The organism is Streptomyces sp. NPDC046759 (assembly GCF_040645475.1).
GTDB lineage: Bacteria > Actinomycetota > Actinomycetes > Streptomycetales > Streptomycetaceae > Streptomyces.
The window spans coordinates 1-13,986 of the sequence record NZ_JBEYYJ010000023.1 but is presented as its reverse complement, the minus strand read 5'-3'; the positions used below and the strand labels follow the sequence as shown (position 1 = coordinate 13,986).

At 72.3% G+C, this 13,986-nt stretch carries 13 protein-coding genes and 1 pseudogene; 6 read left to right on the top strand and 8 right to left on the bottom strand.

The annotated features are described in order from the left end of the window. Positions 1 to 28: 28 nt before the first annotated feature. Positions 29 to 415 carry a DUF2267 domain-containing protein gene (locus ABZ919_RS27800; RefSeq protein ID WP_361252935.1) on the top strand — a complete coding sequence of 129 codons (387 nt, stop codon included), beginning with the start codon at positions 29 to 31 and terminating at the stop codon, positions 413 to 415. Between the two features lie 63 nt (positions 416 to 478). Here the strand turns inward: ABZ919_RS27800 and ABZ919_RS27795 are convergent, their stop codons facing one another. Then, positions 479 to 1,147, bottom strand: coding sequence for a dienelactone hydrolase family protein (locus ABZ919_RS27795; RefSeq protein WP_361252934.1), 669 nt, complete (start codon positions 1,145 to 1,147; stop codon positions 479 to 481). Positions 1,148 to 1,311: 164 nt separating this feature from the next. Between ABZ919_RS27795 and ABZ919_RS27790 the strand changes: the two genes are divergently transcribed. Beyond that, entirely contained in the window at positions 1,312 to 1,881 is a 570-nt protein-coding gene (locus ABZ919_RS27790) for a hypothetical protein (RefSeq protein WP_361252932.1), read from the top strand. Between the two features lie 61 nt (positions 1,882 to 1,942). Here the strand turns inward: ABZ919_RS27790 and ABZ919_RS27785 are convergent, their stop codons facing one another. Further along, on the bottom strand, positions 1,943 to 3,109 hold the full coding sequence (locus ABZ919_RS27785; protein WP_361252931.1) for an acyl-CoA dehydrogenase family protein: 1,167 nt from the start codon (positions 3,107 to 3,109) through the stop codon (positions 1,943 to 1,945). Positions 3,110 to 3,224: 115 nt separating this feature from the next. On the opposite strand from ABZ919_RS27785, the gene ABZ919_RS27780 reads away from it, so the two are divergent. The 3 genes from ABZ919_RS27780 (at position 3,225) to ABZ919_RS27770 (ending at position 7,011) form a co-directional block, all read left to right on the top strand. Further along, the gene (locus ABZ919_RS27780) at positions 3,225 to 3,692 is read left to right on the top strand and encodes a MarR family transcriptional regulator (RefSeq protein WP_361252929.1); all 468 of its coding nucleotides are present in this window, start codon (positions 3,225 to 3,227) and stop codon (positions 3,690 to 3,692) included. A 53-nt stretch (positions 3,693 to 3,745) separates the two neighbouring features. Further along, the gene (locus ABZ919_RS27775) at positions 3,746 to 5,464 is read left to right on the top strand and encodes an MFS transporter (RefSeq protein WP_361252927.1); all 1,719 of its coding nucleotides are present in this window, start codon (positions 3,746 to 3,748) and stop codon (positions 5,462 to 5,464) included. Between the two features lie 365 nt (positions 5,465 to 5,829). Then, positions 5,830 to 7,011, top strand: a complete 1,182-nt coding sequence (locus ABZ919_RS27770; protein WP_361253156.1) for a hypothetical protein — start codon at positions 5,830 to 5,832, stop codon at positions 7,009 to 7,011. An 82-nt stretch (positions 7,012 to 7,093) separates the two neighbouring features. Here ABZ919_RS27770 and ABZ919_RS27765 read toward each other — a convergent pair whose 3' ends face one another. From ABZ919_RS27765 to ABZ919_RS27740, 6 genes and pseudogenes are all read right to left on the bottom strand, one after another. Further along, positions 7,094 to 7,318, bottom strand: coding sequence for a hypothetical protein (locus tag ABZ919_RS27765; protein ID WP_361252925.1), 225 nt, complete (start codon positions 7,316 to 7,318; stop codon positions 7,094 to 7,096). A gap of 286 nt (positions 7,319 to 7,604) precedes the next feature. Further along, positions 7,605 to 9,791, bottom strand: a complete 2,187-nt coding sequence (locus ABZ919_RS27760) for an MMPL family transporter (RefSeq protein ID WP_361252923.1) — start codon at positions 9,789 to 9,791, stop codon at positions 7,605 to 7,607. 225 nt (positions 9,792 to 10,016) lie between these two features. Beyond that, positions 10,017 to 10,668, bottom strand: a pseudogene (locus ABZ919_RS27755) (maleylpyruvate isomerase N-terminal domain-containing protein). 76 nt (positions 10,669 to 10,744) lie between these two features. Continuing rightward, a complete protein-coding gene (locus ABZ919_RS27750) occupies positions 10,745 to 11,110 on the bottom strand; it encodes a 5-carboxymethyl-2-hydroxymuconate delta isomerase (protein ID WP_361252921.1) in 366 nt (121 codons plus the stop codon). A gap of 164 nt (positions 11,111 to 11,274) precedes the next feature. Further along, positions 11,275 to 11,925, bottom strand: coding sequence for a DUF6518 family protein (locus tag ABZ919_RS27745; RefSeq protein ID WP_361252919.1), 651 nt, complete (start codon positions 11,923 to 11,925; stop codon positions 11,275 to 11,277). Between the two features lie 228 nt (positions 11,926 to 12,153). Then, complete coding sequence (locus ABZ919_RS27740; RefSeq protein ID WP_361252917.1) at positions 12,154 to 13,005, bottom strand: helix-turn-helix transcriptional regulator; 852 nt, start codon at positions 13,003 to 13,005, stop codon at positions 12,154 to 12,156. A gap of 87 nt (positions 13,006 to 13,092) precedes the next feature. On the opposite strand from ABZ919_RS27740, the gene ABZ919_RS27735 reads away from it, so the two are divergent. Continuing rightward, positions 13,093 to 13,893 carry a glucose 1-dehydrogenase gene (locus ABZ919_RS27735; RefSeq protein WP_361252916.1) on the top strand — a complete coding sequence of 267 codons (801 nt, stop codon included), beginning with the start codon at positions 13,093 to 13,095 and terminating at the stop codon, positions 13,891 to 13,893. Positions 13,894 to 13,986: the final 93 nt, after the last annotated feature.

Sequence of the window (13,986 nt, the reverse complement as noted above, 5' to 3'; positions counted from 1 at the left end):
ATGGCCTGCGACGACGTGGGAGGCCGCCGTGCAACTGGAAGAATTCCTGACCCAGGTCCGCGACCGCGGGGAGTACCGCAGCCGGGAGGAGGCCGAGCACGTGTGCGAGGCGGTCCTGTGGGTGCTCGCCACCCGGATCGCCGCGGAAGAGGCCGAGGAACTGGCGGCCCGGCTGCCCGAGCCGCTGGACGAGGCGCTGCATCTGGACCGGGGGCGCCCCGAGCCGTTCGACTGTGACGAGTTCCTGCGCCGGGTGTCCGTGCAGACCGGCGCAAGGCCCCGTACGGCCGAGTGGGACGCGGACGCCGTCCTGTCCACGGTCGCGGACGCGGTCCCCGACCGGCAGCTCGACCACCTCCTCACCCAGCTGCCGGCCCGCTACGCCGAGTTCTTCGGCAGACCGGATCGCAGCTGACGGGACCGCCCGGGCAACGTGGTCCGGCGCCGGTGCGGGGGCCGGTGGCGCCGGCGGTACCGGTCAGCTGTCCTGGCGGGCGGTCTGCCCGGTCAGCCGGTCGTCGCACCACTGCCTGGCGACCTCGGCCACCTCTTCCAGGGCGCCGGGCTCCCCGAACAAGTGCGTCGCCCCGGGAACGACGTACAGGGCCTGCGGGGACCGCAAGTGCTCGGCCGCCTCCTCGTTCAGCTGCTGCACCTGCGGGTCCTGGCCGCCGACGATGAGCAGTACCGGGGCCCGCACCCGTTCCAGGGCGTCGCCCGCCAGATCGGGCCGGCCGCCGCGCGACACGACGGTCAGCACCCGGTCCGGGCGCTCGGCCGCGGCCACCAGCGCTGCCGCGGCGCCCGTGCTGGCACCGAACAGGACGACCGGGAGGCCGCGGGCGTCGGGCTGGGTGTCCAGCCAGTCGATCGCGGCCACGAGCCGTCGGCCCAGCAGCGCGATGTCGAAGCGGTGCTCGCCGGTCAGTGCGTCGTGCCGTTCCTCCCGTTCGCTGAGCAGGTCCATCAGCAGCGTGCCGAACCCGGCGGTGCGCAGCTCGGCGGCCACCATCCGGTTGCGCGGGCTGTGCCGGGAACTGCCGCTGCCGTGCGCGAAGAGCACCACGGCCCGCGCCGCCGTCGGGACGACGAGGTCGCCGTGGAGCGTGGCCTCACTGGTGGGCACCAGAACCATGTCGGAGATCATCGGCTTCACTTCTTCCACGCCTGCCGATTCGGCGGATCACGAGGATCCAGGTGTCCCCCGTCCACCCACCATATCGACCGCCTCCTCAAGATCTCCTTCCGGGCGCGGCACCCGCTCGCGCCCACGGGCGGGCGCAGGCCCTGGTGGTGCGTACGGCCACCCACGTGGCCGTCCTGGGTGAGGTGATGTCGGCGCATGCGGCACGTGATGGCTTCGGTCCGGGTGATCCGGTGAGCGGCTGGTGGTCCTACCTGGACGAACAGACCCGCCGGGAGATCGACTCCCACGTCCTGCAGGACCGGCGGATGACGGCGCTCAACGCCGCCTGGGACGCCCTGCGCCCGCTGAGGCCGGAGCCGCGGCCGGCCGAGGAGATCGTCCATGCCCGTTACGAGGCCCTCGGCGACCGCGTGCGGCGCAGGCCGCCCGACCCGCTGGACGTCTCCTCACTCGCCGCCCGCGCGGCCGCGCACCCCGGGAGGGTCGCTGCGATCGAGGCGCTCTGGGAACGCGACACCGTGCACGACTGGTTCGTGGTACTGGTCGCGGTCCTGGAGGATCCGGACGGCGAAGGGCACCTGGCGACCGTCCACCACCGCGCCGGCGGACCCCGGCCGGCCCCTGCCGCCGCCGAGGCCGGACGGGCCGTCGCCGACCACCTAGGGGTGCCGTTCCGCTTCGCTTCCCCGGACGTCCCCGATGACCGGGCTCCGCGCTGGCGACGGGTCCGGTGACAGGGCCTCCGGCGCCGTTGCGTAAGTCACCGGGAACGGCCGGCCGCACGGGAGGCGACGTTCACGTCTCCAGGCCGCCCCGCTCGACCAGCTGGGCGACGATCACGTTGCGCTGGATCTCGTTCGTGCCTTCTCCGACGATCATCAAGGGTGCGTCCCGGAAGTAGCGTTCGACGTCGAACTCGGTCGAGTAGCCGTGACCGCCGTGGATGCGCACGGCGTTGACCGCGATCTGCAGGGCGGTCTCGGACGCGAAGAGCTTGGCCATGCCCGCCTCCATGTCCACACGCCGGCCCGCGTCCGCCTGCCGGGCCGCGTACAGGGTGAGCTGGCGGGCGGCGGTCAATGACGTCGCCATGTCCGCCAGATAGGTGCCGATCGCCTGGTGCTGCCAGATGGGCTTGCCGAACGACTCGCGCTCCTGGGCGTAGGCGAGCGAGTCCTCCAGGGCGGCCCGGCCGACGCCCAGCGCGCGGGCCGCGACCTGGAGACGGCCGGTCTCCAGTCCCTTCATCATCTGCGCGAACCCCTTGCCCTCGACGCCGCCGAGGACCGCGTCGGCCGGCGCGCGGTAGCCGTCGAACGCCAACTCGCAGCTCTCCACGCCCTTGTAGCCGAGCTTGGGCAGGTCGCGGGAGACCGTGAGGCCCGGGCCGTGCTCGACGAGCAGGACCGAGATCCCCTTGTGGGCCGGGCTCGCCCCGGGGTCGGTCTTGCACAGCAGCGCGATCAGCCGGGCGCGGCGGGAGTTGGTGATCCAGGTCTTGGATCCGTCGACGACATAGCCCTCGGCGTCCTTGCGGGCGACGGTGCGCATCGCCTGGAGGTCCGAGCCGCCGCCGGGTTCGGTCAGGGCCATGGTGGCGCGGATGTCGCCGGTGGCCATCCTGGGGAGGTACCGGCGCTTCTGTTCCTCGGTGCCGAAGTGCAACAGCAGCTTGGCGACCACGGTGTGGCCGCCCATGGCGCCCGCGAGGCTCATCCAGCCCCGGGAGAGTTCCTCGGTGACGAGGACGTAGCAGGGCATGGAGACCGCGTTGCCGCCGTACTCCTCGGGGACGGCGAGTCCGTAGACACCGAGCCTCTTCATCTGCTCGATCAGGGCCTCGGGATAGGTGTCGCTGTGTTCGAGCTCCCGGACGACGGGTTTCACCTCCCTGTCGACGAACTCGCGCACGGTCCGGACGACGGCCTTCTCGTCGTCGCACAGGGCGTCCAAGGTGCTCACGGTCTCCTCCTCGTGCCGGCTCCCGACACGGCCATACCCCGGTGCGCACGGGCCCGAGCGAACGGGCTCACCACCGATGGTTGATGGGACGTACACGTATATGCATAATGCCGTTATGCATAAGCAGGTTATGGACCCTGCCGACGGCGATCCGTCGGCCGCCTCGGGCGAGCGCCTGATGCTCGCGGTGGAGGAGATCGTCCGGCACGTGCGCCGCAGCGCCACGACCGGCGGCCTGAGCACCGCGGCTTCCTCCGCGCTCGGCCGGCTGGGGCGCGAAGGGCCCCAGCGACTGACCGAACTGGCCCGCGCCGAGAACGCCTCACAGCCGAACATGACCCAGCTCGTCACCCGGATGGAGCGGGCAGGGCTGGTACGCCGCACCGCCGACCGCACCGACGGCCGCGGAGTGCTGGTCGAGGTGACCGACGCCGGCCTCGAGGTGTTCCGGCAACGGCGGGCAGAGCGCGCCGACGCCCTGGAGCAGCTCATCGAGGAACTCACCGAGCCGGAGCGGCACGCCGTGGCGGTCGCGCTCCCCGCGCTGGCCCGGGTGATCCGGGACCGCCAGGCGCGCTCCTGAGCCTGCACCGTGCCCTTCTACCGTCCCCGCACAGAACTGGAGAGGAAGCGGTCATGAGTGCACCGCGAGGAAGGACTGCCAGCCCGTTCAGGCAGCCCAAGGCCGTCTGGGCCGTGGCGTTCGCCTGCGTGATCTCGTTCATGGGCATCGGTCTCGTCGATCCGATCCTGCCCGCTCTCGCCAAGAGCCTGCGCGCCTCCCCCAGCCAGGTCTCCCTGCTCTTCAGCAGCTATCTGATCGTCACCGCGGCGGCGATGCTCGTCGTCGGCTGGTTCTCCAGCCGGTTCGGCGCCAAGCGCACCCTGGTCATCGGCCTGGCCGTCATCGTGGTCTTCGCCGCACTGGCCGGCTCCTCGGACTCCATCGACGGGATCGTCGGTTTCCGCGCGGGCTGGGGCCTCGGCAACGCCCTCTTCATAGCCACCTCGCTGGCGGTCATCGTCGCCTCGGCCAGCGGCGGATTCGGCGGCGCGATCATCCTGTACGAGACCGCGCTCGGCCTCGGCATCGCCGTAGGGCCGCTGCTGGGCGGCGAGTTGGGGGCCATCAGCTGGCGCGGCCCGTTCTTCGGCGTCGCCGTCCTCATGGCGACAGCCCTCGTCGCGACCCTCGCCTTCGTGCCGTCCCTGCCCAGGCCCGTCCGGCCCACCTCCCCCCTCGCCCCGCTCAGGGCGCTGCGCCACCGCGGTCTGCTGACCATAGGCGTCATGGCCCTGCTGTACAACTGGGGCTTCTTCACCATGCTCGGCTACGCCCCCTATCCGATGGAGCTGAACGCCCACGAGCTGGGTCTCGTCTTCACCGGCTGGGGACTGCTGGTGGCCGCCTTCAGCGTCTTCCTCGCCCCGCGCCTGCAGGCCCGATTCGGCACCGCTCCGGTCCTCTACGTCAACCTCGTCGGCCTGGGCATCGTGATGGCGGTCATCGCCGCCGGCGTGCGGACACCGGGCGTCGTCATCGTCGCGGTCGTCGTCAGCGGTGCCTTCATCGGCATCAACAACACCCTGACCACTCAGGCGGTCATGCTCGTCTCCCCCGTCGAACGCCCGGTGGCCTCCTCCGCGTACGGTTTCCTGCGCTTCATCGGCGGCCTCGCCCCCTACGTCGCGGGGAAGCTCGCCGACGCCACCGACCTGAGCGTGCCCTTCTACCTCGGCGCCGGCACCTTCCTTCTGGCCGTCCCCGTCCTGGCCACCGGTCACGGCCTGCTGCGCCGGGCCGAGGCGGACACCGGTGGGAGCGAGCCGACGGCGCCGTCGCTGACCCCCGTCGGCGGCCATGCCCCGACGGGCGCACCGCCCGTCGTCGTCGCCGTGGGCTCGCACGACCGGGCCGCCGCCATCGTGGACGCCGCGGCCCGTCTCGCGCGGGACACCGGCAGTCCGCTGGAGGTCGTCCACGTCCAGCAGACGGCGGTGGTCGAGGACCAGGCCGTCGAGACCGAGACGACCGAACAGGCCCGGGCCGCCGTGACCGCCCACCTGGAGCGGCTCGCCGGCCATGGCATCGCCGCCACCGGTCAGATCCTCACCAGCATCGGCGATCACGCGGCCGCCGGCCGGGTGCTGGCCCAGCATGCGGCACGCGTGGGCGCCCGCGCGGTGGCGGTCGGCCGCTCGCCGCGCGGTCCGCTCGCACAGTTCACCGACGGAAGCCTCACCACCGCGCTCACCCACAGCGCCCCCTGCACGGTCGTCCTGGTCGATGCCGAGGACGCGCCACGGCACCTGACACCGGCCACGCTCGCGGAACTGCGCGACACGGCTGCCTGAAGTCTCCCCGGCCGTGCCGCCCCTCCTGACGCCCTGCCGACGGGGCCCGGGCGGCCCGGCACCGGACACCTTCACGGAAACGGCCCCGCCCCAGGGCCGTTTCCGCCGTCCGGACGGCTGCGTGTCGCACTCCGTGAGAACCGTGCGTGAGAGCAGGCACGCTGACGGCGTCGAACCTCGCAGCGGTCAGGATCCCGGCGGGGGCGAGCGGTGCCCCGCGGCATCTCGCCTCACCCACACCGTGTTCGGCGACCGACCTCCTCCACGGCCCCGGACCCATCGGCCGAACGGGGCGAGCCGCAGCGGCCACTTGCGCGTTGCGGATTGCACACCTGTTCCCGGCCGCTCATGGTCTGAGGGTGAGCATGTCCTCCGCGCTGCGGCGGTCCGACAGCCCTCGTGAGACCGGCCGCGGCCGGGCGGAGGGTCCCCCGGGCGTTCTCCGGGCCCTCGCCGTCTTCGCGGCCGTCCGTCTCGCCGGGGTGGTCCTGGTGGTGGTCGTCGACGCAGTCGCGGGCCGTCCGTTCGGCAAGAGCCTCGCCCATGCGTGGGACTCGGTCTGGTATCTGCACATCGCCGAGCACGGCTACGGCACCCGGCTGCGCATCACCGCCTCGGGTGCGGTCCAGACCGACTGGGCCTTCTTTCCGCTGTATCCGGCCCTGATCCGGGCCCTGCGCGACGTACTGCCCGTGACGGCGGGGCGAGCCGGGCTGCTGATCGCGTGGATGTCCGCGGCGCTCGCCGTGTACGGCATCTACACGATCGGCCACCACCTCTGCGGGCGCCGGGTCGCCACCGCTCTCGTCGCCCTGTGGGCCGCGCTGCCGCAGTCGATCGTCCTCACGATGGCCTACACCGAGCCGCTGTTCACCGCGTGCGCCGCCTGGTGCCTGTACGCCGTGCTGCGCCGCCGCTGGCTGGCCGCGGGCACCCTGGCGCTCCTGGCCGGTCTGGCACGGCCGAACGGCGTCGCGGCCGCCGTGGCCGTCGCCGCCGCGGCCGCCCATGAGGTCGTGCGGCAGCGTGGGCGTGCCTCCCCGGCCCTCCTGGCCGGCGCCGTCCTGGGCCCGCTGGGCTGGGCGGGTTATGTGCTGTGGGTGGGACGGCAGACCGGTGACCTGCTGCACGGATATTTTCACGTGCAGAGCGGCTGGGACTCCCGGCTGGATCTGGCGACGGGGCCTTTGGGATTTGTGGCGTCGATGCAGATGCCGGGCAGTTGGGTGACCTTTCCGGCGGCCCTGGTCGTCGTCGTGGCGGGGATCGTGTCGTTCTGCCGGCTGTGTCTGGACCGCGTCCCGCTGCCGCTGGTGGTCTTCGCGGGTGTCCTGCTGCTGTTCGTGGTCGCGGTGTCCGGGCCCTTCTCCTCCAAACCCCGCTTTCTCCTCCCGGCGTTCCCCCTGCTCATCCCGCCGGCACAGGCCCTCGCCCGTGCGTGGCGCGCCGGCCCGTCGCCCCGGGCCCGCCTGGTGTGCGGCGGCCTGACGACCCTGTCCCTCCTCTACGGCGCCTACCTCGCCGCCCTCGCCGACCAGCCCCTGTGAGGCCCGGGCCGCTCGGGGCGTCCCCGGCCGGCGCACGGCCGCGCCCGGCCCCGGCACCGGCGTGGTCCAGCGGGTCGGCGTTTCAAGGGGCCTGCAGGGCCCAGCGGTCGAGCGTCTCCCTGCCGGCGTCGTAGGCCAGCCAGGTGCCGTCGCCGAGCGGGCGCACCGAGGAGTCGACGGCGCGGCCCCGCGGATGGTCCACCGTCCCGCGACTCTCCAAGGTGTGGCCGTCGAGGAGCCGGTGGCCGGGATGTCTCCCGTCCTCGCCGGAGTCGAGCGTCGCGGCGATGACCGTGTCGCCGTCCACGAAAGCAGGATGCCGTCCTGGCCCATGCCGATGCACAGTCCCATGTGGACGCCGTCCGGGTGGGAGAGATGGTGCGAACCGGCGGCGGCGCTGTCCAGCGCCAGCGCGGCCAGTTCGCGTCCGTCGCGGGCGTCCAGGACCTATCGGCAGCCGGCAGCCGGCAGAAGAGTCCGCGGTGCCTGGCCGGGCCGAGGCGGTCGGCGGTACCTGTGGCGAACGCGCCGACGGGGAGTGCCGCCGGGCCATGAGCACCCGACGGGACTCCCCGTCACCTCGCGCGTCAGCGCTAGTTGCGGCGGCCCGCGGTGTCCTGGGCGGTGGACTCCCGGCCGGGCCGGGGGACCGACACGGAGCCGGCGGCGCCCGCGCCGGCAGTCGTCCCCTCGGCCCGGTCACCGTGGCCGGGCCACCACGCGGCGTGGCCGATCAGTGCGGTGAGGCTCGGGGTGAAGAACATCGCCATGACGAACGCGGCGACGGCGATACCGAAGGACACCGCGAAACCCATCTCCGTGAGGAGCGAGTTGCCCGCCAGCATCATCGTGGCGAAGGTCGCCGCCAGGATGAAGCCGGCCGCGGCGACCGTCGGGCCGGCGTGCCGCAACGCCATGCCGGCCGCCTCGCGCGGCTCGCGGCCCTCGCGGGCCTCCTCGCGGAGCCGGGCGATCATGAGGATGTTGTAGTCGGTGCCGATGGCGACCACGAACAGGTACATGATCACCGGGAGCATGAACATCAGCCCCGAGTGCCCCTCGCCCTTCTGGAAGATCCACACCGTGGCGCCGAGGGTGGCACCGAAGCCGAGGCCCACCGATGCCATCAGGTACCAGGGGGCGACCACGCTGCGCAGCAGCAGGCCCAGGATGACCATGATGAGGACCGCGGCCACCGGGAACACCGTCTTGTAGTCGTGGGTCACGGCCGTGTCGATGTCCTTGTAGATCGAGGACATGCCGCCGACGACCGCCTGGGTGCCGTCCGGGGCATCGGCGTGGGCGACGTCACGCACCCGGCCCACCGTGTCGATCGCCTTGTCCGTCGACGCCTCGTACTTGAGCGTGACGGTGAAGTCGGCGGTGGTGCCGTTCTTGTTCAGCTGCGTCATCCGGGCGCCCGCGACGCCGTCCACGGCGCCGAGCTGCCGCGCGTACGTGCCGAAGTCGGCCTTGTCCAGCGGTGTGCCGTCGGTGCTGGACAGGTAGACGTCGGTGGGTGCCGCGGCGCCCGCCGAGTACGCCTTCTGCATCTGGTCCTGGACGACCATCGACTCCTTGGTCTTCGGCATGGCGCCCGACGCGAGGTCGAACGTGGCGTTGTAGCCGAAGATGCCGAGCGAGAGCGCGATCAGCACGAGTCCCGACACCCCGGCGGTCAGCGCCGGGCGGCGCTGCACCCCGCGGCCGAGGGCGGCGAACCGGGCGTTCTCCGGCTCCTTCTGCCAGGACTTGGAGGGCCAGAAGACCTTCGGTCCGATCAGCGAGACGACGGCCGGGATCAGGGTCAGCCCCGCGACGAGGGTGGCGGCCACCGCGATGGCGAGCGCCGGGCCCATCTGCTTGAGGAAGCCCAGCGTGGACAGCACCAGCGCGAGGAACGCGATGATGACGGCGCCGGCCGCCGAGGCGATGGCCTCACCGACCCGGCCGACCGCGTTGACCATCGCCTCCTTGGGTTCGTCGCCGGCGCGCAGGCGTTCGCGGTACCGGAACATCAGGAACAGGAAGTAGTCCGTACCCACGCCGAAGAGCACGACGATCAGGATCGACGAGATCGAACTGTTGGCCTGCAGGTCGAACAGCTTGGTGGCGTACGCGATGAGGCCGTTGGCGACGACCGACACCAGACCGATCAGCAGCAGGGGCAGTACGGCCAGGATCGGCGCCCGGAAGATGATCAGAAGCGTCACAAGGATGATCGCGAAGGTGCCGATACCGATCAGCGCCTGTCCGCGTTGGGACGAGTCCTGCTGATCGAGGGCCTGCGCGGCGGAGCCGCCCAGTTTGACGTCGAGATGCGTGCCCTTGGCCAAGGCCTTGACGTCGTCGCGCAACACCTTGGCGGCGTCCGCCTGTTTGGGCTGGCCGGCGTTCTTGCTGTCCATCTGGACCAGGGTCAGGTCGTACCTGCCGTCCTCGGACGGCAGGCCGGGGACGACCTTCTGCACCTGGTCGATGTGCTTCTTGCCCAGTTCGGTGGTGATCCGGGCGACGTCCTTCTTGTCGGCGGCAGTCAGCCTGCCGCCGTCCGTGCGCTGGTAGAGCGCGATCGCGGACGGGGTGAAGGCGCTGGGGAACGCCTTCTGCTGGAGATCCGCCGCTTTGATGGACTCGTAACTCTTGGGCAGGAAACTGCTCTCGTCACTGTTCGAGGGCAGACCTGGCGCAGTGGCCACGATCGCCACCGCGGCGATCAGCCATGCCACGATCGTCCACACGGGATGTCGGACGACGGTGTTGCCAATACGTCGGAACATGCGGAAGGTCCTCCTGGACAGGAAGATCACCGCAGCCCGGGGAGCGGTCCCTGGCATCGGCGACCCCGAACGGCACGTATGGAACGGGCCGGTCGAATGGTTGTCTTGGGGCCACATGATAGTGACCCAGTACACAGATCATCTCATCAGGTGGTCCCGGTTCGGGCTACGGCCGGGTGCCCAGGGGGCGTTGGAGCACTCGACCGGGGACGGGCCATGAGCCGTTCAGCGGAGAACGCACGGCAGCCCGGCGACGAGGTCGCCGAGCACGGCCCTGTGCGCGCCGGCCGGAGAGCGGCGTCCCGTGCCGGCCGGCAGCGCGTCCTTGTCGCAGAACGAGGCGGGGAACGGCGTCTTGACGATCTCTTCCAGGGACGCGCGTGCCGCAGCGAGGGTCTTCGCGGGCGGCTCGGCGGCCGACGACCGACGGGATCAGATCGAGGTGGTGCAAGGTCCAGTCGACGACGTACGCGGACAGGCAGTCACCGACGGTCAGCACCTCGCCGCGCGTGCCGACGCGGACGGCCGGATCGGCGAGCGCGGCGGCGCGGGCCGCAGCGGAACCGACGTCGTCCAGATGGAACTTCAGCAGGCGCGGCTCGCCGTAGGCGGCGGCCGGCCGAGGGATCAGCGCGTCGAGCGGATCCTCGCCGGTCGGGGGCTCGACCGGCTTCCCGTAGGTGAACGCGTCCGCGGTCGGCTCGGTGTCGGCGGGTGCGACCAGGGCGATCAGGACGTCCTGGATGTCGATGACCAGGTGGCACACCAAGTCCCGCACCAGCCGGCCGGCACACCCGGACGGCCGCTCGAAGTCCTCGTCCGGGAGTTCCGCCACCGCGGTGCGCAGTGCCGTCCAAGAGCGTGCGAAGAGATCCACCGGCGGCACGGTAGTGCGGGCCCGTTGCGGCGGACAACCGAATTCGGGCGCGCCGCACGCGGTTGCGCCGGGTGGCTCACCGCGCCGACGGCGACAGCCGGTAGGAGCCGGCGAGGTCGCGCACCTCGACCGAGCAGTACGCCGGCTCCTCCTCGCGGTCGTCCATCGGCAGATGCCTGGTGAGCAGGGCGAGCACGCTCTCGGACAGCCGCGCCTTCTGCGCCTCTGGGCGGCCGGGCATGAGACCCACCTCCACGTGCACGAAGACGCCCTTTCCGCTCGGATCGTCGCCCACATAGGTCTCCGCCGGGCGGAGCAGCGTCTTGCACACACCGGACGTACCGGACTCCTCGACCACGAGCGGGTGCAACTCCTTCACAAGAGCGCGAACATCGAAGGCCCCGGCCAGGCGTGCGGAGTAGTCGATGGTCAGGTAGGGCATGGAGGGCCTTTCACGCGTTCCCCGTAGTTTCTCGAGGCAACTATTTTCCCCCATGCCCTCGCCGGCCCCGACCGGGCCCCCTCAGACCGCGCACCGAGGTCGAGGGTCAGCGGCGGTGTGGGCCCTCGGCGCGTTGCGCGACGGGCCGCCGTCGTGCGGCCCGTTCAGCCGGAGAGTGCCTGCAGGGGCAGTTCGATCAGGGCGTAGGCAAGGGGCGCGCAGACGAGGGCGGCCCCCAGCGTCAAGGCTCGCTCCTTGTGCGTGCGGGCCATGAGCGTCGGGACGAGGGCGAAGAGCGCGAGGCACGCCCAGGCCTGTGCGGCGTAGTGGAGCTTCCAGGCGTACGCCAGGCCCTCCATGCCGAAGAGTCCGGCGAACGCGGCCAGGCCGGCGACACGGCGGCGCGCGTCCGCGCTGCGCCGCCACCAGTGGCCGGCGACCCCGAACACCGGCCCCGCCACGCAGGCCATACCGAGCCAGACCAGCGGGAAGAACAGGTCCCCCACACCGTCACGCCCGAACTGGGCATAGCCGTAGTACCCGGCGACCAGGCCGGCCTCGGCACCGAGGCCTCCGACCGCGGCCTGGAGCCCGCGGCCCGGCCGGTCGAGCGCCGCTCCCGCGGCGAACGCGACGGCGGACCAGACGGCTCCCGAGTTGGCGATCTGCTGCCAGGCACCGGGAAGCCACCCCTGGGCCAGATTCGTGAGCACACCGAGAAACACCCCGGTGGCGAGCGCCGTCACCGCCGGGCCACCCCACACGCGCAGTCGGCTCCGCACGCCAACCGGCCGGCTGGGCATGGCTGTCGTCATCGTCGCCCCCACATTCGCTGTTCCACCGGGGGCACTATACACAGTACGTATACACAGTGCGTATACACGGAGTGGGGATCGGCCGCCGGCCTCCTGTGCGGCGCCTCGTCACAGGCAGCACGGCCGATGCCGACTCCGGCCCGGCCCCGAGCGGTTCACCCGACAGCCCCGCTCCGCGAGGGACATCGGCCTTCCGTCGGCGGGGCCGACGCCGTGGGGCTCCCGCGCTCAGCGGGCCGCGTCCCTGCGCTCGGTGCCGATGACCGACAGCAGGCGCAGGGCCTCCTCGGACGGCGAGCCCGGTACGGCGGTGTAGATCACCACCTGCTGGTCCCGGTCGGTGACGTCCAGGGCGTCGCAGTCGACCGTCACCGGCCCGACCACCGGATGCTGGAACGTCTTGCGGAGCGTGGGGTGCCCGTCCACGTCGTGGGAGTCCCACAGTCTCGCGAACTCCTCGCTGCCGGAGCGGAGTTCGCGGATCAGCCCGGCCACCTCGGGGTCCTCCGGGTAGCGGGCGGCGGCCGTGCGCAGCCGGCGCGCCGCATGGCGGGCGAACGCGTCGACGTCCGACACGCCGTACAGCCGCCGCCCTGCGGGGCGCGGCCCGAGGAAGGCCCGGCGCGCGAGGTTGCGACCGCGGCGGGACAGGACCGAGAAGTCCTCCATGAGGGCTGCGGCCAGATCGTTCCAGGCGAGCACTTCCAGCGTGGCCGACGTCACGAACGCGGCGGACAGGGGCAGCCTGTGCACCAGGTCGAGGATGCTCTGCCGTACCTCGCGCGAGGGTCCGGGCACGGGGGCCGGCGGGGCGCCGGCCAGCAGATGCAGATGCTCGCGTTCGGCGTCCGTCAGCCGCAGCGCGCGGGCCAGCCCCGCCAGGACCTCGCGGGACGGCCGAGGGGCGCGGGCCTGTTCCAGCCGGGTGTAGTACTCGTTCGAGATGAACGCCAGGTGCGCCACCTCCTCGCGGCGCAGGCCCGGCGTGCGGCGGCGCGGGCCGACGGCCAGTCCCACCTCGGCCGGGTCGATCCGCTCGCGCCGGCTGCGCAGGAAGCCCGCCAGTTCTGCTCTGTCCACACGCCCAGTGTGCGGGTGTGCCGCGAGGGCGATCCAGGTACTGGCGGTGCCTGGATGGGGCCTGCCCGCGGGCGCAGGCTCGGTGCCATGGACAACACGAGGACCACCGGCACGACCGCGCCGGCCACGGGCGGCCTGCTGGCCGGCAAGGTCGCCTTCGTCACCGGCGCCGGGCGCGGGATCGGCGCCGCCGCGGCGCGGCTCTTCGCCCGCGAAGGGGCCCGGCTCCTGCTCGCGGCCCGCACGGAAGCGCAGCTGAGGGCGGTCACCGAGGAGGTGCGGGCGGCGGGCGGCACCGCGGAGCACGTCGTGTGCGATCTGGCCGACACCGCGAGCGTGCGGGCCGCCGTGGACCGCACCGTGGACCTCTACGGCCGCCTCGACATCGCCTTCAACAACGGTGCGACCATCCAGTCGCCGGGCCCCATGGACCGGCTGACGGAGGCCGAGTTCGACCGTCTGTACTCGGTGAACCTCAAGAGCGTCTGGCTGGCCATGGTCGCCGAGGTCGCCGCCATCCGGGCCACCGCGGGCACCGGCGCCATCGTCAACAACTCCTCCATCGGCAGCCTGCGGGGCAACCCCGAGCTCCCGGCGTACGGGGCGATGAAGCGGGCGGTGAACAGCCTGACCGAGTCGGCCGCCGTGACCTACGGCCCGGAGGGCATCCGGGTCAACGCGATCGCGCCCGGCAACACCCTGACGGAGATGATCCTGGCGTGGGAAGCGGAGTCACCCGGGCTCCAGGACCGGCTCACGGCGCTCACCCCGCTGCGCCGCGCGGCCGTCCCGGAGGAGATCGCCGAGGCCGCCGCATGGCTGCTGAGCGACCGTTCCTCCTTCGTGACCGGCGCGGTGCTGAAGGTCGACGGGGGCGCCCGCGCCTGAAGCGCCCGGGGCGCCCCGAGGCCGGAGACCCATCACCCGCCCGGGGGCCGAGCCCGTGCCCGGGGACCCCAGGGCGTGTGGTGTTCACCGGCG